Raw genomic sequence first — 19,472 nt, 5'->3', positions numbered from 1 at the left:
TCAATTAGCCCATAAGTGGCAGATGCTTGGCCATGCTTTCGAAGATTTTGTCGATCTGTTCAGGGCTGCTATCAGGTGAGATATGAATCTGAATGTCCACATGCAGCTTAGGGCTAAAACTGCGTTTCTCTCTCCGATCATTAACACTCGTTTCCTCTACGAGGTCTTGAATTTTCGTCGAAGGCACGCTCTTTGTTGGCTTGCTGACTACGCTGGAAGAATTCATCGAAGTTTTAGTAGATTTCACCGGCCCGCTGCCAGGCTTTGACTGCGCCGCTTTTTCCTTCGCACGCGCCAGATCTGCCTCAAGTAGCATCATGTAAGTCGCGCTGTAAGCTCTTGCCGCAGACTCTCCAACCTTGGCATCTCGAGCAAACCAGGCAGCGATATCCTTCAGATGCGCATCTGGATCTGAAAACAAGTCGAGTAGCTCCCGAGGATAGGCTTCCTCAAGAATGATCTTGCACACTGCTGGATACTTATTGTCATCCCGCCATTCATAAGCAAGGTCCGTTGGCTTTCCTGAGTCGTCAATCAGGCCAAAGACACGAAGGGGTGGAATTATATTAGCGCTAGCGGATCTCTCGCCCATATTTAGCGCTGATGCGAGATAACTCGGCGTAACCTTTTCTGGAGTGCGCTGCTTGAACTTATCCCGTAGAAGGAACCAATTGTTCATCGGAATTTTCGGATAGCCCTTCTTTTTCTCGTCAGCCATAACACGCTCCACCCCGTCAATAAATGAAGCCTCCTCATTCACTTAGGCAGCTTCCCTTCACCGATCCAATGTAGACCACGGTATCGGTTATCGCGATCTCGTTTCGGCTTAGTATTGAGTCAAGCCAACTGAATCTCATATTTTCGGATAGCCGAGACAGTTTCCCCAATCTTTCGACTGAGCCTGTATTACGTGCTCGACCCGTAACGAAAAAACCGACGACAGATCACTTTTTTCGTCTCTGACGGTTTGGAGTTGAGTCTTTCGAAGGTTGCAGGAATAGGGCCTGCACGATACCCTCCCACCGTCGCTGCAAATTCAGCGACCGGGCTTGGTAACCCGAGGTAAATCACTGCGCAACAGTGCTATGCGTCCGCAGGCGCTTTTTTTTCGCCTGCGATCTGCGTTATGGCGGCTGTGCGTGGGACGTCTTCGGACGTGCCGGTTTCCTTGATTTCCCGGTTTACCAACCTGCGCACAGCTGCCACCCATTCGCTTGGTAACGAATTGTGGCAGCTCTTCAAATTAAGGAGCTTTGCAATGCGCAGCATCAATCCGTACAAAATTTGGCTTTCCCCTCTACGCAATTCCCAATCGCGTAACACCCTCCCTGACAGCCTCTCCATCCTCGGAGGTGCCCAATGACCAACCAACCCGAACTAAAAACCATCGGCCTAACCCCCGCCATCTACTGCGGCGATCAACCACTCTTCCACGTCACCCGTGACGTCCCCCTCGGCGATGCGTTATCTATGGCTTCCGATTTCCTGTTCCTCGCCAAAACGCTCACCGAAGATGCCGCCTACGCCAAAGACACCGATCGCCACGCCTGGGCTGCGCATTATTTGACGTCGATGAGTAAGGCGTTGGTGGATGATGCGGTGAAGGTGCTGACGCGGGATCGGGATTCTTTGTCGGGGTTCAAGCGGGCGGGGGCGAAGGCTTAAGGGTTGTAGCCGTCAGTCGATAAGGTAGGAAGTCTGTGGGGGCGGGTTGCTTGGGGTGGTGGCGGTGTATTTCGGCCATTGGTGGTGGCTGGTTTGGCGCTATCGCCAGCAAGCCGGCTCCTACAGGGGGTGTGGTTGTCTGATGGGGGTTGTTGGCCCTGAATTTTTTTAACCAAGGAGTGGAGTGAGTAATGTTGTTTGATTCGCTGGTTATTTACGGTGCTTGGATTGGGGTGTGGGTTTGGATCGTGCGCTGTCGTGGCACTCTGAATCTGTGGCTGGCTAATCTGGCGGGGTTTGTGTGTGGCTGTATTGTCGGGATGGTGGTGGAGCAATTGACTCGTGCCGCCAGCGGGATTCTGTCGCCGGATGCGCCATTTATGTTGTATTCGATTATGGCTGGGTTTGGCACTTTGGTTGGGACTTGGATGTGGCTTATTGCGAGGCTTGAGCAGCCGGAGGATCTGTTTCTGCGGCATTTGTTTGCCGGGGCGGTGAGTGTTTTTGTTGGCGCGGTTGTGCTTGGGCAGGCTTGGTCGTATTTGGTTTCTGGGTGAGTGTCTTTGGGGTTGGTGGTGGCTGGTTTGGCGCTATCGCCAGCAAGCCGGCTCCTACAGGGGTTGTGGGTTAGCCCCGGGGGTTTCGGGGCTTTTGGGTGCTCGGGTTAGAGGAGGTGTTGGGAGATCAGTTTGGAGATTTCTACCATTGATGTCCGGCCGGTGAATTCGAATTTCACTTTGCCCAGCGACGAGAAGTAGATCTCCAGTTCCGAGTCCAGGTCGAACGTGCCGGAGGTTTCTACCGAGTAGGCGACGATGTTTTTGTAGGGCAGTGAGGTGAAGTCTTTTTTGCTGCCGGTGATGCCCTGGACGTTGACGGCGATGATGCGTTTGTTGGTGAAGACGACGCCGTCGCGCATGGATTTGTACGAGTCGATGACGTGCTCGCCTTCCAGCAGCAGTGCACTGACCCGTTCTGCGTATTCTTCGTTTTGCTTGAGTTTGAAGAAGCCTTTGTTGTTGAAGTCGATCATCTGCCCATCCTCCGTTCGAAGAAAAATCCTGCGGATTACTTCACCACTTTCACGACTCGAATGTTGACGGGGAATCCATCCTGTCCAGGCAGTTTCTTCCATCCCACGTACTGAAAAATCGCTTCTTCATCAATGTACTCGCCCCACTCCGCGACTTTGCCGCCCAACACGGCGACGTTCCGGTTAATGGCGCAGGTGCCATCGTCAGGACCGACGGTGTAGATCACATAAGGTTTGACGTATTTCGCGGCGCGGAAATGTTCGCCGCAACCAGAATCGACTCTGATCATCAAGGTCTTCAGATTTGCTTCACCATCCAGCTCGGCGTGCTGGTCGAGTTCCCCGATTTCGCCGACGTCGGTGAAGCCCAGAGAGCGAGCGCGCTTGTATGCCGGGGAGGCCAGGTGTTTGATCTGGGCTTGCGCGAGATACTCGTCCACGTCTTTGCTGAGTTCAATTTCGCCCTTGTGCGCGATCTCTTCCGCTATGGGAACGCCGCTCTCACAACGAGCGTATTCGGGGGAGCCAAGGCTTGACGGGGATAGGTAGTAGCGATGGAACTCAAGGGTACTCAGATGCATCTTGATAGCGGGATTAGCTTCTTTGGGCGTCTGGCGCCCGGCCTGCACCTCGGCCACCACCTGCAGAAATTTCTGGCAATCGGAGAGGTAGCCGTCCCAGGCGTATGTCGGGGTTTCACTCGACAGGCCGGCGAGCGCCGGGGTCATCACGACGGCGAAAGTGATTGCGCAGAACAGGCGCGAGACTCGAGTGACAGTGGCCATGTGTAGTCCGTTACAAAGTTGATGAAAGTGGCGCAACGCTACTGTTTTGCCGCCTTGCCGTCCACTGGCAGCAAAGGGGAGAGCCGATACTTCCTGCGGCGAGCCGCTGTGCATGCATCCTGAAACCTCCACGCAGGCTACGTTCTTCTAGACTCAATAAGAGGTCGTGGATAGAACCGGACACGTCGCATTGGTGCAGTCAAATCAACAGCCGCGTGGCAATCTGACTTTTATGCCCTTACTGAGGTGCGGCGAAGACCGTGCCGGGCACAACAAGATGCCCATTCAGGGTGCCCTGGCCACCGGCCTGAAATTGCCACGATACCGTGACGTGGTGTGAGTGCCGCAGCCGACACTTTCGGACGACCGACAACCTTCTGGTTTGTCCGTGACCGTGAGGATTGCTGAATGCCTGATGAGAGTTTGCACCTGCCTTTGGTCAACAGCCTGCTGGAGCGCCACAAAGGCTCCCCCGGCGCTCTGTTGCCCATTCTTCATGATATTCAGGAACGCATCGGTTACATCCCCGATGTGGCCGTCCCCGAGATTGCTCATGCCCTCAACCTGAGTCAGGCCGAGGTTCGCGGGGTGATCAGTTTTTACCATGACTTCCGTACCGCGCCGCCGGCCCGCCATATTCTGCGTTTGTGCCGGGCTGAGTCCTGCAAAAGCCGTGGTGCCGAAGAGTTGGCTGCGCAGTTGCGCGACCGCCTGCAACTGGACGATCACGGCAGCAGCGCCGACGGCAACATCAGTTTGCGCCCCGTTTATTGCCTCGGCGCCTGCGCCTGTTCGCCGGCCCTGGAGCTGGATGGCCGGGTGCATGCGCGGCTCAGTGCTGAGCGTCTCGATGCCTTGCTCGACGCTTGCCGGGAGGACGCGTGATGCCGACTCTTTATTTGCCCTGTGATTCCCTTGCCCGTGCTGTGGGTGCCGATGAAGTCTCCACAGCGCTGATCACTCAGGCCAAGGAACGCAATCTGCCGCTGGAGCTGCAGCGCACCAGCTCGCGCGGTTTGTATTGGCTGGAACCGCTGCTGGAAGTGGACAGCCCGCAAGGCCGGATCGGCTTCGGTCCGCTGACCGCAGACGATGTGCCGTCCGTGCTCGATGCCTTCAAAGGCGACCCATCCGCTCACCCACTGGCCTTGGGCCTGGTGGAAGAGCTGCCTTATCTCAAATCTCAACAACGCCTGCTGTTCGCCCGCGCCGGTATCACCCGGCCGCTGTCGCTGGACGATTACCGGGCGCACGGTGGTTTCGAAGGCCTGACAAGGGCCGTCGCCATTGGCGGCGAAGAGACCGCAACCGCAGTGTTCGATTCAGGCCTGCGTGGCCGTGGCGGCGCGGCCTTCCCCGCCGGAATCAAATGGCGCACGGTGCGCGGCACTCAGGCGGCGCAGAAATACATTGTTTGTAACGCCGACGAAGGCGACTCCGGCACCTTCGCCGATCGCATGTTGATGGAAGGCGACCCCTTCCTGTTGATCGAGGGCATGGCCATTGCCGGCATTACCGTCGGCGCCACCTTCGGCTACATCTATGTCCGTTCGGAATATCCGGATGCCGTGGCCACTCTGCGTGCAGCGTTGAACATTGCTCGTGAAGCGGGTTACCTCGGCGCCAATGTCGGCGGCAGCGGTCTGGCCTTCGACATGGAAGTGCGCGTCGGTGCCGGCGCTTACATCTGCGGTGAAGAAACCGCGCTGCTGGACTCGCTTGAAGGCAAGCGCGGGGTCGTCCGCGCCAAGCCGCCGATCCCTGCTCTACAAGGACTGTTCGGCCAGCCGACGCTGGTACACAACGTGCTGACCCTGGCCTCGGTGCCGCTGATTCTGGCGAAAGGTGCGCAGTTTTATCGCGACTATGGGATTGGCCGTTCAATGGGCACGATGCCTTTCCAACTGGCGGGCAATATTCGCCACGGCGGCTTGGTGGAACGGGCCTTTGGCCTGACCCTGCGGGAACTGGTGGAAGACTACGGCGGCGGCACCGCCAGTGGCCGGCCGCTGAAAGCCGCGCAGGTGGGCGGCCCGCTCGGCACGTGGGTACCTCCGTCGCAATTCGATACACCGCTGGATTACGAGGCGTTCGCCGGCATCGGCGCGATGGTCGGTCACGGCGGTGTGGTCGTGGCTGACGACACCTTGGACATGGCGCAAATGGCCCGTTTCGCCATGCAGTTCTGCGCCGAAGAATCCTGTGGCAAATGCACGCCTTGCCGCATCGGCTCGACCCGGGGCGTGGAGGTGATCGACCGGATGCTGGCCGCGCCGGACCAGAGCGATCGCGATGCGCAGGTGATCATCCTCAAAGACCTGTGCGACACGATGCAATACGGTTCGCTGTGCGCCTTGGGCGGCATGGCCCCCTTCCCGGTCACCAGCGCCCTCAAGTATTTCCCCGCCGACTTCGGTCTGCAGCCTTCGGAGGCCGAGCAATGATTACTCTCTTCGACCCGAAAACCGATATCGATCTTGGCACTCCCGCTCGCGAAAGCCAGGTGCAAGTCACCCTGAACATCGACGGTCGCAGCATCAGCGTGCCGGAAGGCACTTCCGTGATGCGCGCCGCTGCGCTGATGGGCACCACTATTCCCAAACTGTGTGCCACCGACAGCCTGGAAGCCTTCGGCTCCTGCCGCATGTGCCTGGTGGAGATCGACGGCATGCGCGGCTACCCCGCGTCCTGCACCACGCCGGTCACTGAAGGCATGACCGTGCACACCCAGACGCCGAAGCTCGCAACCCTACGCCGCAATGTCATGGAGTTGTACATCTCCGATCACCCGCTGGACTGCCTGACCTGCTCGGCCAACGGCAACTGCGAACTGCAAACCGTCGCCGGTCAGGTCGGCCTGCGGGAAGTGCGCTACAGCTATGAAGGCGAAAACCATCTGGAGGATGTGAAAGACACCTCCAACCCTTATTTCGACTACGACCCCAGCAAGTGCATCGTCTGCAACCGCTGCGTGCGCGCCTGTGAAGAAACCCAGGGCACCTTTGCGCTGACCATTACCGGTCGCGGTTTCGAATCCCGCGTGGCCGCTGCTGGTGGCGAGAATTTCCTCGATTCGGAATGCGTGTCTTGCGGCGCCTGTGTGCAGGCCTGCCCTACCGCGACGCTGATGGAAAAAAGCGTGGTCGAACTCGGCCAGCCGGAACGCAGCGTGATCACCACCTGCGCCTATTGCGGCGTGGGCTGTTCGTTCCGCGCCGAGATGAAAGGCGACCAACTGGTGCGCATGGTTCCGGACAAGAACGGTCAGGCCAACCACGGCCACTCTTGCGTCAAAGGGCGCTTTGCCTGGGGCTACGCGACCCACCCGGATCGCATCACCAAACCGATGATTCGCAAGAACATCAGCGACCCATGGCAGGAAGTCAGCTGGGATGAAGCGGTGACCTACGCCGCCAGCGAATTCCGTCGCTTGCAGCAGAAATATGGCCGCGATTCCATTGGTGGCATCACCTCCAGCCGTTGCACCAACGAAGAAACCTATCTGGTGCAAAAACTGGTGCGCGCCGCGTTCGGTAACAACAACGTCGACACCTGTGCGCGGGTTTGTCACTCACCGACCGGGTATGGCTTGAAACAAACCTTGGGCGAGTCCGCCGGCACTCAGAGTTTCGATTCGGTGATGCAGGCCGACGTGATCCTGGTGATGGGCGCCAACCCGAGCGACGCTCACCCGGTGTTCGCTTCGCAACTCAAACGCCGTCTGCGTGAAGGTGCGCGGTTGATCGTTATCGACCCACGTCGCATCGATCTGGTGGACTCGGTGCACGCCCGCGCCGAATATCACTTGGCCCTGCGCCCCGGCACCAACGTCGCCATGCTCAACGCGTTGGCCCACACGATCATCACCGAAGGCTTGCAAGACCAGCCCTTTATCGACGCCCGTTGCGAGGGCAATGACTTCGCCCGCTGGAGCGAGTTTGTCAGCCGTGCGGAAAACTCGCCGGAAGCCCTTGCCCCTGTCTGCGGCGTCGACGCTGCCGATATTCGTGCCGCCGCTCGCCTGTATGCAACCGGAGGCAACGCCGCGATTTACTACGGTCTGGGCGTCACCGAGCACAGTCAGGGCAGTACGGCGGTGATGGGCATCGCCAACCTGGCCATGGCGACCGGCAACATCGGCCGCGAAGGCGTGGGCGTGAACCCGTTGCGTGGGCAGAACAACGTGCAAGGTTCCTGCGACATGGGTTCCTTCCCCCACGAGTTGCCCGGCTACCGGCACATTTCCAACGAAACGGTCCGCACGCAATTCGAACAGGCGTGGAATGTCACCTTGCAACCCGATCCGGGCCTGCGGATTCCGAACATGTTCGAGTCTGCGCTGGCCGGCAGTTTCAAGGGCCTGTATTGCCAGGGTGAAGACATTGCCCAGAGCGATCCGAATACCCAGCACGTCACTGCGGCCTTGTCGGCCATGGAATGCGTGGTGGTGCAGGATATCTTCCTCAACGAAACCGCGAAGTTCGCCCATGTGTTCCTGCCGGGCGCTTCGTTCCTCGAAAAAGACGGCACCTTCACCAACGCCGAGCGCCGTATCTCGCGGGTGCGCAAGGTCATGGACCCGTTGGGCGGCAAGGCCGACTGGGAAGGCACCGTGGCTTTGGCCAACGCCTTGGGTTACCCGATGAACTACAAACACCCATCGGAAATCATGGATGAAATCGCCAGCCTGACGCCGACGTTCACCAACGTCAGCTACGCCGAACTGGACCGCCACGGCAGCCTGCAATGGCCGTGCAACGCCGCCGCACCGGACGGCACGCCGACCATGCACATCGATCAATTCGTGCGCGGCAAGGGGCGGTTCATGCTCACCGGTTATGTGCCTACCGAGGAGAAGGTCAACAACCGCTATCCGCTGCTGCTGACCACCGGACGCATCCTCAGCCAGTACAACGTCGGCGCTCAAACCCGGCGTACCGAGAACGTCGCCTGGCACGACGAAGACCGTCTGGAAATCCACCCGACCGACGCCGAAAGCCGTGGCATCAATGAAGGTGACTGGGTGGGCATTGGCAGCCGCGCCGGGCAAACCGTGCTGCGTGCGCGGGTGACCGAACGAGTCGCGCCGGGCGTGGTGTACACCACGTTCCACTTCCCTGAATCGGGGGCCAACGTGATCACCACCGACAACTCCGACTGGGCGACCAACTGTCCGGAGTACAAGGTCACCGCCGTTGAGGTCAGCCGCGTGTACCACCCTTCGGAATGGCAAAAACGCTTCCAGGAGTTCACTGACGAACAGCACCGTTTGCTCAAGGAACGCCGTCAAGGCGCTAAAGCGGAGGTGCGCCGATGAGCACTGCCAACCTGATCAAGATGGTCAACCAGATCGCCCAGTACTTCGCCACCGAACCGGACCGGAAACAGGCCGTGCTCGGTGTGCGTAACCATCTGCAGATGTACTGGACGCCAGGCATGCGCAAGGAGTTGCTGGCCTGGCAGACAGAGCATCAGGGGGCGGATTTGCATCCGTTAGCGCAAGAGGCGGTAAGCGGGGCGGGTTGGGAAGCGTAGATCTAGAAAACGACGAAAAAACCTGTAGGAGCGAGCCTGCTCGCGATGCGGTGTGTCAGTCACCATCATTATTGACTGACATACCGCTATCGCGAGCAGGCTCGCTCCCACAGGGGTTGTGTGTTGTGTTCCGTCCTATTTATCCCCATCGGTCACCCGCACCGCGATCTCGATCGCCCGCACGCTGATCGCCGCAAAGGCGGTCAGCGGGGTGGGTTGGGAGGCCTGAAACCCTGTGGGAGCGAGCCTGCTCGCGATGGTCGTCAACGATAACGCGGGCTGTCTGGATGCCCGCGTTGTATGGACTTGCATCGCGAGCAGGCTCACTCCCACAGGGGTTGTGTGTGGTGTTGGCCCGCCTTATTTATCCCCGTCGGTCACCCGCACCGCGATCTCAATCGCCCGCACGCTGATCGCCGCAAAGATCGCCGTGAGCAGCACGCCGTTGAACCCGAGCAATATTGCCAATATCCGCGAAACCGGCAACTTCGGCACCAACTCGCCATAGCCGATGGTCAAGCCGGTCACGAAGCCGAAATAGATGCCGTCGAAAGGATCCCAACCTTCCAGGTAGCTGATGATCAGGCCGCACGTGACGATGACGATCAGCATGGTGGAAAGGATGGGCCAGACAACTCGAAGGTAATAGCCGACAGCTTTGTAGAACTCTCGGCGGATGTTCGACGTATTTGCAGGCTTCATGTCGTGGGTTTCCTGAGGGCGGCAGGCGAATTGACACTCATCAGCTTGGCACAAGTATTGGAAATCGATGCCGCGTCCCAGGAGGTAATGGCTACTCGATCTGAATCGGCCCCTTGGTCCCGGCATCGCTGTCGGTCCAATAGTCCTCATTCTGCAACCGCCGATCGCCCTGAATCGTGAAGGTGAGTTTGCCCTGATGAAACTGCAGCGTGCCATCGGTGCGCTTGGCGTTTACCCGCTTGCCGTTGACCCAGACTTGCTCCTTGGCATCGATACGAATCGTCGCAACGGTCGCGCCGGCATCGCTCTTGGCGACCCATTGCCCGGCGTAAGGCGTCTGGGTATTTGTGCTGTCCGCCGCGGGGTTGGTGAAACCGGCCTTGGCGTTTTCCGCTTTGCTCTTGTGGATATCGCAGCCCTGAGTCTCGCTGACCTGGGTGCAACCGGATTGCTCAAGTTGTTTGCGGTACTTGTCGTTGATGGCATAGGCCGGGAGTTGCACCAACATCATGGTGGCCAATGCCGGCAGGATGATCCGTTTCATAGGTCCTCTCTTCTGAACAGCGCCTTCCCCAGCGCCCGCGAACTGCATGGATCTTTCACTGTAGTCCGAATCCTGTCCCCGGATGCACCGGCAAAACCACCAACGCCGCCAACCCGCCCTTCGACCGATTGCGCAGCTTCAGCTCGCCGCCGTGCTCCAACACAATCGCCCGTGCCGCCGATAACCCCAACCCTACCCCGCCCGTGCTTTTATTCCGCGAGCCTTCCAGACGAAAGAACGGCACAAACACCTGTTCAAGACTGGCCTGCGGAATTCCCGGGCCACGATCCAGCACGTTGATCCGCACTTCCCCCGCATCAGGCATCAGCTCAATCGCGGGCTCACTACCGTACTTGATCGCGTTATCCAGCAGATTGGTCATCACCCGCTTAAGCCCCAACGGCCGCCCGAAATACACCAGCCGTTGCGGCCCGCTGAAGGCAATCTCGACACCCTGATCCCGGTAGTCATCCCGCAAGGTTTGCAGCAGTTCCGCCAGATCAAACTGGGTCGCCGGTTCAAGCCGCGCATCGTCCCGAAAGAACTCCAGCGCAGAATTGATCATCGCCTGCATTTCATCCACGTCACGAAACAACCGCTGCTGTTGCTCGGCATCCTCGATGAATTCGCCGCGCAAGCGCATGCGCGTCAACGGTGCGCGCAGGTCGTGGGAGATGGCCGCGAGCATTTGCGTGCGGTCGCGGATGAAGTGTTGCAACTGGGCCTGCATGGCGTTGAAGGCGAGGATCGCCTGGCGGATTTCCTGCGGGCCGAGGGGTTCGATGGGCGGAGCACGGAAATCGATGCCGAAGCGTCGGGCGCCTTCGGCGAAGCGCTGCAAGGGTGTGGCGAGACGGCGGGTGGCGATCAGGGCGACCAGCGCGGTGGAGATCAGCACCAGCAGGATGACGATCAGGTAGCGCGGCGTTTCGTCGAGGCCCCAACTGCGTGAGGGCGCGGAGAACATCAGCCAGGACGAGTCGGGCAGCTCGATCAGCAACGCGTAATGCGCGTCCGCCGAGGGTTCCGTCCAGTCAGCCGGCTCGTAGGTCTGGATTCGACCCGCGAATTTAAGCAACGGCTGCAAGAGGGTCGAGCCGATTTCGGAATCCAGATCCTCCACCGGCGGCAGGTTGAGCTCACGTCGATCAAGGTGCCAACTGACGGTAAAGCCTTCATCACTGACAGCTTGTGCCAACTGGCTGCGCAGGGGCACCGGGGCAGCCTTGATGACGCGGGTGATGGCGGCCATTTTTTCCAGAAGCCCGGTTTCAGTCAGCGGCGGCCGCGCCCAGACGCCGGCGAGCTGGATGAACAGCCCGTTGAGCGCCAGGGAAATGAGCATGGCGAGGATGATGGTCAGGGCGATCCAGCGCGCCACCGTGTCCCGGCGAATCCGCTTCAGCCAGTTCATCGCCGCGTCACGCTGGGGGTGAACAGGTAGCCGCCGTTGCGCACGGTGCGAATCATCGCCGGGCGCTTGGTGTCGGATTCGAGTTTGCGTCGCAAGCGGCTGACTTGCACGTCGATGCTGCGGTCGAACGCGTCGTGGCAATGCCCACGTGCCAGGTCCAGCAATTGTTCGCGGGTGAGGATGCGCTGCGGGTGCTCGACGAAGACCAGCAACAAATCGAACTCACCGGCCGACAGCGGAATCATCACGTTGTCCGGCGAGCGCAGTTCCCGGCGGGTGACGTCGAGGTGCCAGTCGGCGAAGTCGATCAGCGGCCGTGGACGTTCCTGCGCCAGCGGTCGGCGGTCCTCCACGCGGCGCAACACGGCACGCACCCGGGCCAGCAATTCACGGGCGTCGAAGGGTTTGGTCAGGTAATCGTCGGCGCCGAGTTCGAGGCCGACTACCCGATCACTGAGTTCGCCCATGGCGGTGAGCATGATCACCGGGATCGCGTGGCGGATGCGCAGTTGCTGGCACAGGATCAGCCCGCTGTCGCCGGGCAACATCACGTCGAGAATGATCAGGTCTGGCGCCTGGCGCTCGATGGCCGCCCACAGCGACGCGCCGTCGGTGGCGACCTCGACGCTGTAGCCGTGCTGGACGAAGAATTTTTTCAGCAGATCGAGGACTTCAAGGTCGTCGTCGACAATTAAAAGGCTGTTCACCGAAGGTCACTTAACGGGGCGAATGGAACCGTCATCTAAAACCATTCACGGCAGCGCGTCATATATTTCAATCCTGCAATAAAACGACAGCGGCGCAATAAACCGGACATCTTTGCGCAAGGCTCGGGGCCCAGCATCGCCGCCAATTCCTCCCGAGACTCGCGTCCATGTTGCCTTTCAAATGTGCTCCCTGGCTGGCCCGCAACACCTCGATTGCCGTGCTGGCCGCCGGGTTGGCGGGCTGCAGCAGCCAGCCGTCGTCCAGCGCCGAAGTGAGCTGCGCCGACATCGCCTATTCGGTGTACGACCCGGCGGAACCGCTCAATCGCGGGGTCTTCGCGTTTAACCGGGTGGTGGATGACTACGCCCTGGCGCCGGTCGCTCGCGGCTATCGCCACACGCCGGACTTTTTCCAGACGGGTGTGCATAACTTCGTGGCGAACTTCGGCGAGCCCGAGGTGTTTATCAATGACCTGCTGCAAGGCAACCCGATGCGTTCGGTCAATACGCTGGGGCGATTCGCGCTGAATACCACGGTGGGCGTGGTGGGGTTGATCGACGTCTCCGGCATGGCCGGCATTCCACGTCATAAAGCCGACTTCGGCCAGACCTTCGGCGTGTGGGGCATCGGTGACGGGCCAATCGTCGAACTGCCGTTGCTCGGCACGTCCAACAGCCGCGATGCGGCCGGGCGTGTGCTGAGTTTCGTGGTCGATCCGTTCGGCGACAACAGCGATACCGTGGACACGCTCTCAACGATCAACACCGTCGGCGACATCGTCGATGGCCGAGCCGAAGTGCTGCCGCTGACCGACAGCCTGCAAAAACTGCCGGACTATTACAGCGCGTTGCGCAACGTGGTGGCCGAGCATCGCGCCGCTTTCGTGGTCGAGGGCAAACAAGGCTCGCCGAAGAACACTCAACCACAATGCACAGGAGCACCGGCCGATGGTTTCTGAAGGCCTGATTCTTCAACACCGCGTGACCCGCGACGACGAGGCGAATCTGCACTGCCGGGAAATCACCCTGCGCCTGTCCGCAGACTGTCGCCAACTGGTGCTCACCCGCTACACCGAACACTACGGCCCGGCGCTGGTGCGCTGGATCGAGCGCAGTCACACGGTGTCGGTGAGCGAGCTGTTTCGCTGGCTGGTCGCCAACGGTGAGGCGGATGTCAGTGAGCAGCGATCACTTCCTCCAACACCCGCGCTACGCACTGCACCGCCGCGTCCTCATCGCGGCGTTTATGCCAGGCCAGATGCACCGCAAATCCCTCAACCTCAATCGGCGGTTGCACGGCGTGCAGCGTCTTGGCCATCGGCATCGACAGGCACTGGCTGGGCAACATCGCAATCAGGTCCGAGCCCAGCAGCAGATCCGGAACCATGACGAAGCTCGGCACGACGATCCCGACCCGTCGCGCCAGCCCCCTCCCTTTCAATAATTCGTCGAGCGGGCCCCAGGTTGCGCCTCGGCCAGACACCAGCACGTGTGGATAACTCAGCCAGCGCTCGAGATTGAAGTCTGCAATTGCAGGATGCCCGGCGCGCATTGCCACCACGAAATGCGCGTGCAACAGCAGGCGGCGGGTGTAGTCGGGGCCGAGGGGCGGGAAGACCGACATGGCCAGATCGCTTTGACCGCGACTCAAACTTTCCTGAGCCGCTTCGCCGCCCTGCCAGGGTTGAATCACCAGGTCGATGCCCGGTGCCAACTCGGCCAGTCGCTGGTGCAACTGTTGCGCGACGATGATCGCCGGGAAGTCGGCCATGACGATGCGCACGGTTTGGCGCAGGGTACTCAGGTCGGCACTGGCAGCCCCGACAAGGGTGCTGACCGAGCCCAGAATCTGCTTCAACGGACCGCGCAAGGCCTGCGCCTTGGGGGTCAGTTGCATGCCGCCTGGTACGCGTTCGAGCAGACGATCCTGGAACAGATGCCGGCAACGCTCCAGCGCATTGGAGGCCGCCGGTTGCGACAGGCCGACACGCTCGGCGGCGCGGGAGACGTGGGCTTCGTCGAGCAACGCATCGAGCACGGTCAACAGATTGAGGTCCACCGAACGTAGATTCATTGAATCAATACCTAATTAGACAAACCATCCATTGGAGCAATTTATAGCACGCTGGCACGCTGTGGCTCCCTTCACTTGAACCGGGTAATCCCATGAACGACACCACGCTGATTATGAGTTTTCACCCGGATCTGGGACGTTCACACGCCAACCGCGCCTTGCTCGATGCCGTGAAGGATCTGCCGGGCGTCTCCATCGTCGATCTGTATGGGCTTTACCCGACCGATGAAGTCGACACCGCCGTGGAGGTGCAGCGCTTGTTGTCGGCAAAACGGCTGGTGCTGCAATTTCCGGTGCAGTGGTACTCGACCCCGGCGCTGCTGAAAAACTGGCAGGACCGTGTGCTGACGCAGATGTACTACATCGCTTATGAAGCGCAGGGTTCCAGGCTTGAGGGGCTGCCGATCATGATTGTGGCGACGGCGGGCAATACGCCCGAGGCCTACAGTGAAACCGGCGCTAACCTGTTTCCCCTTGAGCAATTGCTGCAACCGTTGCGGGCGACTGCGCATCGCTGCCAATGGGCGTGGAGCGAGCCGTTTCTGGTGTATCGGGCCAACAAGCTGCCGGGGTCGGAGTTGAATGTCATCGCCACTGAATACCGGGCCAGGATTGAGCAGTTTCAACACAACCCACGACGCTCTTCAGCTCAAAGCCATTGATTTGATATCGTGCACGCCATCGTCTCTCCCGCCCCATGAACAAGGAAGAATCAATGGTACCCCTCGGCATTTTGGTGTTCCTCGCTGCATCAGCGGGGATATGGCATTGGATCGTGAGGAATCGTGGCAGCGTCAATCTGTGGCTGGCCAACCTGGCAGGTGCCCTGGCCAGTATCCTTGTGGGTGTGGTCGTGCTGATCTTTATGGCCCCCGAACAGGCTGGAACACGGGGCCCGACGTATTTTCTTTATTCGTTGATGGCGTTCATCGGAGTATTCATCGGGACGTGGCTCTTCGTCATCGCCCGATTCAAGGAAGGCGAACATCCGGTCGGCCGTCATTTTATCGCCGGGGCCTGCAGTGTGGTGGCGGCATTTTTCACGCTGTTGCTGTGGGTAACGACCTTCCCCCCCAAGTAAACGTTACCCCTGGCAATTGATGAAGTTCAGGCAGAGGTCTGCGTTATCATCGCCGGCCTGTGCGCCAAGAGTCTTGAACCCGGATGTCCGAATCACTGCCACTGCCTGACCACTGCACCCCACTGCCACCGGTTCTGGTCGGGCCGCTGTTGCGGCGCCTGGAGCCTTCACGGCTGGTGCTGTGGCTCGTGGGCACGCGGGCGTTATCGCTGACGTTGCGCCTGCAAGATGTTGGCGACATCCGCCTCGACGCCGGGCAATGCACAATCATTCCCGTCGGTACCCATGCCTTCATTCACTTGATCGATGTGCCGCTCGACAACGCCCTGCCCTGCGACACGCTGATCGAATACGACCTGCTGATTGATGACGCGATGACGGGCATCGCCGAATGGGCGCCGCATCTGTTGTATGGCGAAGCACGCTGCCCGAATTTCGTTTTGCGCTCGCGGATCGACCAACTGCTGCATGGCTCTTGCCGCAAACCTCATCATCCCGCCGCCGACGGCTTGCTCTGTGTCGATCATTTGCTGGCCTCGGAACACGAGGCCACTGAGCGCCCGGCGTTGCTGATGATGAGTGGCGACCAGGTGTATGCCGATGATGTCGCCGGGCCGATGTTGCGGGCCATTCATGCCTTGATCGCACGATTGGGATTGTTCGGCGAACACCTCGAAGGCGCCGTAGTCAGCGACAGCGCCAAGCTCTATGAGCATGCGGCCAGCTACTACCACCGTGCGGATTTGTTACCGGCGCTGCAAAGCAATGAAACCCTGCGCGAGCGATTTTTCGGCGGGGCGCGCAAGCCGATTTTCACCAGCAGCAGTGCCGACAATCATCTGGTGACCTTCGCCGAAGTCATGGCCATGTACCTGCTGGTGTGGTCGCCGACACCCTGGACGCTGATCACGCCCAAACCGCCGAAGTTGATTCCCGAACGGCGCGAGCGTTATGCGCTGGAGCAGACGCGCATCGATACCTTCAAGGCTGGCCTGGGCGGTGTCGCACGGGCCTTCGCGCATCTGCCGTGCCTGATGATCTTCGACGACCACGATATTACCGATGACTGGAATCTTTCCGCGCAATGGGAGGAAACGGCCTACGGCCACCCGTTCTCCAAGCGCATCATCGGCAACGCGCTGATCGCTTACATGTTGTGCCAGGGCTGGGGCAACAACCCGGATGCGTTCGGCGCGGTGCTGGCGAAGACCGATGGTTTCAGCGCGACCGGGGAAGACGGCTATCTCGACAGCCCGGTGCAGGACGCCTTGATCGATGAGCTGCTGAAGTTTCAGCACTGGCATTACGTGCTGCCCACCAGCCCGGCGATGGTGGTGCTCGACACCCGCACCCGGCGCTGGCGCAGCGAGATGACACTCAAGCAACCCTCGGGTCTATTGGACTGGGAAGCCCTCTGCGAACTGCAACAGGAACTGCTGGATCACCCGTCGGCGATCATCGTTTCGCCCGCGCCGGTGTTCGGTGTGAAGCTGATCGAAACGGTGCAACGGGTGTTCAGCTGGTTCGGTTATCCGCTGCTGGTGGACGCCGAAAACTGGATGGCCCATCGCGGCGCGGCGCAGGTGATCCTGAACATTTTCCGACACTCGCGTACACCGGGTAACTACGTGGTGCTGTCAGGCGATGTGCATTATTCCTTCGTCTACGAAGTGCTGATCCGACACCGCAAGGCGGGCCCCAGGATCTGGCAGATCACCAGCAGCGGCATCAAGAACGAATTTCCGCCGACGCTGCTGGAATGGTTCGACCGCCTCAACCGCTGGCTCTATTCGCCACGTTCACCACTGAACTGGCTGACCAAGCGCCGACGGATGCGCATCGTGCCGCATGTTCCGGAGCATGCCGAGGCGGGTGAGCGGTTGTGGAATTCGGCGGGGATCGGGCAGGTGTTCTTTAATGAAAAAGGACAGCCGCAGGCGATTTACCAGCACAACTCGGATGGCTCGCCGAAGACGCGGATGGTGGCGCCTGAGGGCGAGGATTGAAGGTACACCCTGTATGACTGGTCATCCCCAAATCCTGTGGGAGCGGGCTTGCTCGCGAAAGCGGTTTGTCAGCCGCCATCAATGTTGACAGACACACCGCTTTCGCGAGCAAGCCCGCTCCCACAGTGGTTCTGAATATGAATCTCACCCGAACGCTGATCATCGGCAACTCCGGTTCCGGCAAAAGCTGGCTGGCCGAGCGATTGGCCGAGCAACTGCAAATACCCCGGATCGACCTGGACACCTTTCACTGGCTGTCCGACGAACACAGCATCGCCCGCCCCCGCGCCGAAGCCCTGGGCATGGCGCGGATCGCAGCAGATGAAGAGCACTGGGTGATCGAAGGTGTCTACGGCTGGATCGCCAGCGAACTTATCCACAGGGCCACGGCGTTGATCTGGCTGTGCATTGACGATGAGGAATGCGTCGCCAATGTTCGTCTGCGTGAAGCGAATCGGGATGAGCAGGACGAGAGGCTGATCGCCTTGCTCGACTGGGCCGGCAGTTATCGTGCTCGCGAAGGTTCCAGTGGGTTTGCCGCGCATCGGCAGTTGTTCGAAGGGTTCGCCGGTTCAAAACTGCGACTCATGAACCGCGCGGACATCACCGACTTCGCTGATTCCCGGCCGTATAAGAGCGAACCGCACCTGTAGGAGCCAGGCTTGCCGGCGAAAGCGTCCTCAAGAGCGCCTTCGCCGGCAAGCCTGGCTCCTACAAAAAGCGGTCAGCATTAAAGTAGCTCAGACCGTTTTCACCGCCCGACCAACCCCTCTGACAATCATCTCCACCTCGCGCTCATCAATCGTCAGCGGTGGCAGCAGGCGGATGGTCTTGCCCCGTGTCACGTTGATCAGCAAGGCGTGATCCCGCGCGGCGATCAGGGTCAGGTCGCGGATCGGTTGCTTGAGTTCGATGCCGATCATCAAACCCTGGCCGCGAATCTCCAGCACGTTCGGGTCATCGGCCAACTCGGTGCGCAATCTGGCGAGCAAGCGGTCGCCCTGTATTTTGGCGTTTTCCAGCAGGCCCTGTTCTTCGATGATGTCCAGCACGGTGCAACCCACGCGGCAGGCCAGTGGATTACCGCCGAACGTGCTGCCGTGGCTGCCGGGGGTGAAGAGGTCGGCGGCTTTGCCCCGGGCCAGGCAGGCGCCGATGGGGACGCCGTTACCGAGGCCTTTGGCCAGCGTCATGACGTCCGGAACGATGCCTTCGTGCTGGAACGCAAACCACTGGCCAGTGCGACCGATGCCGGTCTGGATTTCATCGAGCATCATCAGCCAGCCACGCCGATTGCACAGGTCGCGCACGGCCTTGAGGTAACCGGGCGGGGCCAGTTGCACACCGCTTTCACCCTGGATCGGCTCCATCAGGATTGCCACGATTCTTGCGCCGTGGGCCTGCTGGACCTTGTCCAGCGCCTTGAGGTCGCCGAACGGCACTTTGACGAAATCACCCGGCAGTTCATTGAAACCCAGGCGCACGGCCGGGCCATCGCTGGCGGACAGGGTGCCGAGCGTCCGGCCATGGAACGCGTTTTCCATGACGACCACCAAGGGTTGTTCGATGCCTTTGTACCAGCCATGCAGCCGCGCCAGTTTCAGCGCGGTCTCGTTGGCTTCGGCACCGGAGTTATTGAAGAACGCCCGCTCCATGTCCGCCAAGCGCGTCAGTTTCTGCGCCAGCCGCTGTTGCCAGTCGATGCTGTAGAGGTTGGAGGTGTGCAGCAGCAGGCCGGCCTGTTCGCTGATCGCCGAGACGATTTTAGGATGAGAGTGCCCAACGTTGGTCACCGCCACGCCCGCCACCGCGTCCAGGTATTCACGACCGGCCTGATCCCACAGGCGTGTGCCCAGGCCTTTACTGAAACTCAGTGCCAGCGGTTGGTAAGTACTCATCAGGCAGGCGGCGGTCATGACATCAAAC

At 60.1% G+C, this 19,472-nt stretch carries 20 protein-coding genes; 11 read left to right on the top strand and 9 right to left on the bottom strand.

Annotation, left to right across the window (positions count from 1 at the left end):
• Positions 1-4: 4 nt before the first annotated feature.
• A complete protein-coding gene (locus ACM6IO_RS18465) occupies positions 5-718 on the bottom strand; it encodes a DUF5343 domain-containing protein (protein WP_414912004.1) in 714 nt (237 codons plus the stop codon).
• A gap of 641 nt (positions 719-1,359) precedes the next feature.
• Here ACM6IO_RS18465 and ACM6IO_RS18460 point away from each other — a divergent pair.
• Together ACM6IO_RS18460 and ACM6IO_RS18455 are read left to right on the top strand one after the other, a co-directional pair.
• Positions 1,360-1,665 (top strand): DUF3077 domain-containing protein, encoded by a 306-nt coding sequence (locus ACM6IO_RS18460; protein ID WP_414912003.1) that lies wholly within the window; start codon positions 1,360-1,362, stop codon positions 1,663-1,665.
• A gap of 191 nt (positions 1,666-1,856) precedes the next feature.
• Positions 1,857-2,222 (top strand): hypothetical protein, encoded by a 366-nt coding sequence (locus ACM6IO_RS18455; protein ID WP_192227813.1) that lies wholly within the window; start codon positions 1,857-1,859, stop codon positions 2,220-2,222.
• Positions 2,223-2,329: 107 nt separating this feature from the next.
• On the opposite strand, the gene ACM6IO_RS18450 is transcribed toward ACM6IO_RS18455, so the two are convergent.
• A complete protein-coding gene (locus ACM6IO_RS18450) occupies positions 2,330-2,698 on the bottom strand; it encodes a PH domain-containing protein (protein ID WP_008025469.1) in 369 nt (122 codons plus the stop codon).
• Positions 2,699-2,733: 35 nt separating this feature from the next.
• On the bottom strand, positions 2,734-3,483 hold the full coding sequence (locus tag ACM6IO_RS18445) for a hypothetical protein (protein ID WP_207285699.1): 750 nt from the start codon (positions 3,481-3,483) through the stop codon (positions 2,734-2,736).
• A gap of 408 nt (positions 3,484-3,891) precedes the next feature.
• Here ACM6IO_RS18445 and ACM6IO_RS18440 point away from each other — a divergent pair, with 408 nt between their 5' ends.
• Genes ACM6IO_RS18440 through ACM6IO_RS18425 form a run of 4 tightly spaced genes read left to right on the top strand, consistent with a single transcriptional unit; the run spans position 3,892 to position 9,018 of the window.
• Positions 3,892-4,368, top strand: a complete 477-nt coding sequence (locus tag ACM6IO_RS18440; RefSeq protein ID WP_207285700.1) for a formate dehydrogenase subunit gamma — start codon at positions 3,892-3,894, stop codon at positions 4,366-4,368.
• Complete coding sequence (locus ACM6IO_RS18435) at positions 4,368-5,927, top strand: formate dehydrogenase beta subunit (protein WP_414912002.1); 1,560 nt, start codon at positions 4,368-4,370, stop codon at positions 5,925-5,927. Before ACM6IO_RS18440 ends, ACM6IO_RS18435 begins: the two co-directional genes overlap by 1 nt.
• Entirely contained in the window at positions 5,924-8,800 is a 2,877-nt protein-coding gene (fdhF, locus tag ACM6IO_RS18430; RefSeq protein ID WP_414912001.1) for a formate dehydrogenase subunit alpha, read from the top strand. Before ACM6IO_RS18435 ends, fdhF begins: the two co-directional genes overlap by 4 nt.
• Positions 8,797-9,018, top strand: a complete 222-nt coding sequence (locus ACM6IO_RS18425; RefSeq protein WP_008025460.1) for a formate dehydrogenase subunit delta — start codon at positions 8,797-8,799, stop codon at positions 9,016-9,018. Before fdhF ends, ACM6IO_RS18425 begins: the two co-directional genes overlap by 4 nt.
• Before the next feature lie 360 nt (positions 9,019-9,378).
• Here ACM6IO_RS18425 and ACM6IO_RS18420 read toward each other — a convergent pair whose 3' ends face one another.
• The 4 genes from ACM6IO_RS18420 to ACM6IO_RS18405 all read right to left on the bottom strand — a co-directional run bounded on the left by ACM6IO_RS18420 (position 9,379) and on the right by ACM6IO_RS18405 (position 12,385).
• On the bottom strand, positions 9,379-9,720 hold the full coding sequence (locus ACM6IO_RS18420; RefSeq protein WP_008025459.1) for a potassium channel family protein: 342 nt from the start codon (positions 9,718-9,720) through the stop codon (positions 9,379-9,381).
• 91 nt (positions 9,721-9,811) lie between these two features.
• Positions 9,812-10,264: a hypothetical protein gene (locus ACM6IO_RS18415; RefSeq protein WP_008025457.1), complete on the bottom strand. Its 453-nt coding sequence runs from the start codon at positions 10,262-10,264 to the stop codon at positions 9,812-9,814.
• A 55-nt stretch (positions 10,265-10,319) separates the two neighbouring features.
• Positions 10,320-11,678: an ATP-binding protein gene (locus tag ACM6IO_RS18410; RefSeq protein WP_414912000.1), complete on the bottom strand. Its 1,359-nt coding sequence runs from the start codon at positions 11,676-11,678 to the stop codon at positions 10,320-10,322.
• The gene (locus tag ACM6IO_RS18405; RefSeq protein ID WP_008025454.1) at positions 11,675-12,385 is read right to left on the bottom strand and encodes a response regulator; all 711 of its coding nucleotides are present in this window, start codon (positions 12,383-12,385) and stop codon (positions 11,675-11,677) included. Before ACM6IO_RS18405 ends, ACM6IO_RS18410 begins: the two co-directional genes overlap by 4 nt.
• A 167-nt stretch (positions 12,386-12,552) precedes the next feature.
• Here ACM6IO_RS18405 and ACM6IO_RS18400 point away from each other — a divergent pair, with 167 nt between their 5' ends.
• A complete protein-coding gene (locus ACM6IO_RS18400; RefSeq protein ID WP_008036622.1) occupies positions 12,553-13,344 on the top strand; it encodes a VacJ family lipoprotein in 792 nt (263 codons plus the stop codon).
• 215 nt (positions 13,345-13,559) lie between these two features.
• On the opposite strand, the gene ACM6IO_RS18395 is transcribed toward ACM6IO_RS18400, so the two are convergent.
• Positions 13,560-14,459, bottom strand: coding sequence for a LysR substrate-binding domain-containing protein (locus ACM6IO_RS18395; protein WP_414911999.1), 900 nt, complete (start codon positions 14,457-14,459; stop codon positions 13,560-13,562).
• Between the two features lie 92 nt (positions 14,460-14,551).
• Here ACM6IO_RS18395 and ACM6IO_RS18390 point away from each other — a divergent pair, with 92 nt between their 5' ends.
• The 4 genes from ACM6IO_RS18390 (at position 14,552) to ACM6IO_RS18375 (ending at position 18,199) form a co-directional block, all read left to right on the top strand.
• Positions 14,552-15,121: an NAD(P)H-dependent oxidoreductase gene (locus ACM6IO_RS18390; RefSeq protein WP_192227805.1), complete on the top strand. Its 570-nt coding sequence runs from the start codon at positions 14,552-14,554 to the stop codon at positions 15,119-15,121.
• A 35-nt stretch (positions 15,122-15,156) separates the two neighbouring features.
• The gene (locus ACM6IO_RS18385; protein ID WP_225609878.1) at positions 15,157-15,540 is read left to right on the top strand and encodes a hypothetical protein; all 384 of its coding nucleotides are present in this window, start codon (positions 15,157-15,159) and stop codon (positions 15,538-15,540) included.
• 83 nt (positions 15,541-15,623) lie between these two features.
• Positions 15,624-17,546, top strand: coding sequence for an alkaline phosphatase D family protein (locus ACM6IO_RS18380; RefSeq protein ID WP_414911998.1), 1,923 nt, complete (start codon positions 15,624-15,626; stop codon positions 17,544-17,546).
• Positions 17,547-17,683: 137 nt separating this feature from the next.
• On the top strand, positions 17,684-18,199 hold the full coding sequence (locus ACM6IO_RS18375; protein WP_414911997.1) for an adenylate kinase: 516 nt from the start codon (positions 17,684-17,686) through the stop codon (positions 18,197-18,199).
• An 87-nt stretch (positions 18,200-18,286) separates the two neighbouring features.
• On the opposite strand, the gene ACM6IO_RS18370 is transcribed toward ACM6IO_RS18375, so the two are convergent.
• Positions 18,287-19,462: an aspartate aminotransferase family protein gene (locus ACM6IO_RS18370; protein WP_414911996.1), complete on the bottom strand. Its 1,176-nt coding sequence runs from the start codon at positions 19,460-19,462 to the stop codon at positions 18,287-18,289.
• Positions 19,463-19,472: the final 10 nt, after the last annotated feature.

It is taken from the genome of Pseudomonas sp. IT-P44, from assembly GCF_949768225.1.
Taxonomy (GTDB): Bacteria; Pseudomonadota; Gammaproteobacteria; order Pseudomonadales; family Pseudomonadaceae; genus Aquipseudomonas; species Aquipseudomonas migulae.
This window is presented reverse-complemented; position numbering and strand designations above follow the sequence as displayed.

Bases quoted from the DNA above. Each gene is read 5' to 3' on its own strand.
- ACM6IO_RS18465 (WP_414912004.1), bottom strand. From the start codon at position 718: ATGGCTGACGAGAAAAAGAAGGGCTATCCGAAAATTCCGATGAACAAT.
- ACM6IO_RS18460 (WP_414912003.1), top strand. From the start codon at position 1,360: ATGACCAACCAACCCGAACTAAAAACCATCGGCCTAACCCCCGCCATC.
- ACM6IO_RS18455 (WP_192227813.1), top strand. From the start codon at position 1,857: ATGTTGTTTGATTCGCTGGTTATTTACGGTGCTTGGATTGGGGTGTGG.
- ACM6IO_RS18450 (WP_008025469.1), bottom strand. From the start codon at position 2,698: ATGATCGACTTCAACAACAAAGGCTTCTTCAAACTCAAGCAAAACGAA.
- ACM6IO_RS18445 (WP_207285699.1), bottom strand. From the start codon at position 3,483: ATGGCCACTGTCACTCGAGTCTCGCGCCTGTTCTGCGCAATCACTTTC.
- ACM6IO_RS18440 (WP_207285700.1), top strand. From the start codon at position 3,892: ATGCCTGATGAGAGTTTGCACCTGCCTTTGGTCAACAGCCTGCTGGAG.
- ACM6IO_RS18435 (WP_414912002.1), top strand. From the start codon at position 4,368: ATGCCGACTCTTTATTTGCCCTGTGATTCCCTTGCCCGTGCTGTGGGT.
- fdhF (WP_414912001.1), top strand. From the start codon at position 5,924: ATGATTACTCTCTTCGACCCGAAAACCGATATCGATCTTGGCACTCCC.
- ACM6IO_RS18425 (WP_008025460.1), top strand. From the start codon at position 8,797: ATGAGCACTGCCAACCTGATCAAGATGGTCAACCAGATCGCCCAGTAC.
- ACM6IO_RS18420 (WP_008025459.1), bottom strand. From the start codon at position 9,720: ATGAAGCCTGCAAATACGTCGAACATCCGCCGAGAGTTCTACAAAGCT.
- ACM6IO_RS18415 (WP_008025457.1), bottom strand. From the start codon at position 10,264: ATGAAACGGATCATCCTGCCGGCATTGGCCACCATGATGTTGGTGCAA.
- ACM6IO_RS18410 (WP_414912000.1), bottom strand. From the start codon at position 11,678: ATGAACTGGCTGAAGCGGATTCGCCGGGACACGGTGGCGCGCTGGATC.
- ACM6IO_RS18400 (WP_008036622.1), top strand. From the start codon at position 12,553: ATGTTGCCTTTCAAATGTGCTCCCTGGCTGGCCCGCAACACCTCGATT.
- ACM6IO_RS18395 (WP_414911999.1), bottom strand. From the start codon at position 14,459: ATGAATCTACGTTCGGTGGACCTCAATCTGTTGACCGTGCTCGATGCG.
- ACM6IO_RS18390 (WP_192227805.1), top strand. From the start codon at position 14,552: ATGAACGACACCACGCTGATTATGAGTTTTCACCCGGATCTGGGACGT.
- ACM6IO_RS18385 (WP_225609878.1), top strand. From the start codon at position 15,157: ATGAACAAGGAAGAATCAATGGTACCCCTCGGCATTTTGGTGTTCCTC.
- ACM6IO_RS18380 (WP_414911998.1), top strand. From the start codon at position 15,624: ATGTCCGAATCACTGCCACTGCCTGACCACTGCACCCCACTGCCACCG.
- ACM6IO_RS18375 (WP_414911997.1), top strand. From the start codon at position 17,684: ATGAATCTCACCCGAACGCTGATCATCGGCAACTCCGGTTCCGGCAAA.
- ACM6IO_RS18370 (WP_414911996.1), bottom strand. From the start codon at position 19,462: ATGACCGCCGCCTGCCTGATGAGTACTTACCAACCGCTGGCACTGAGT.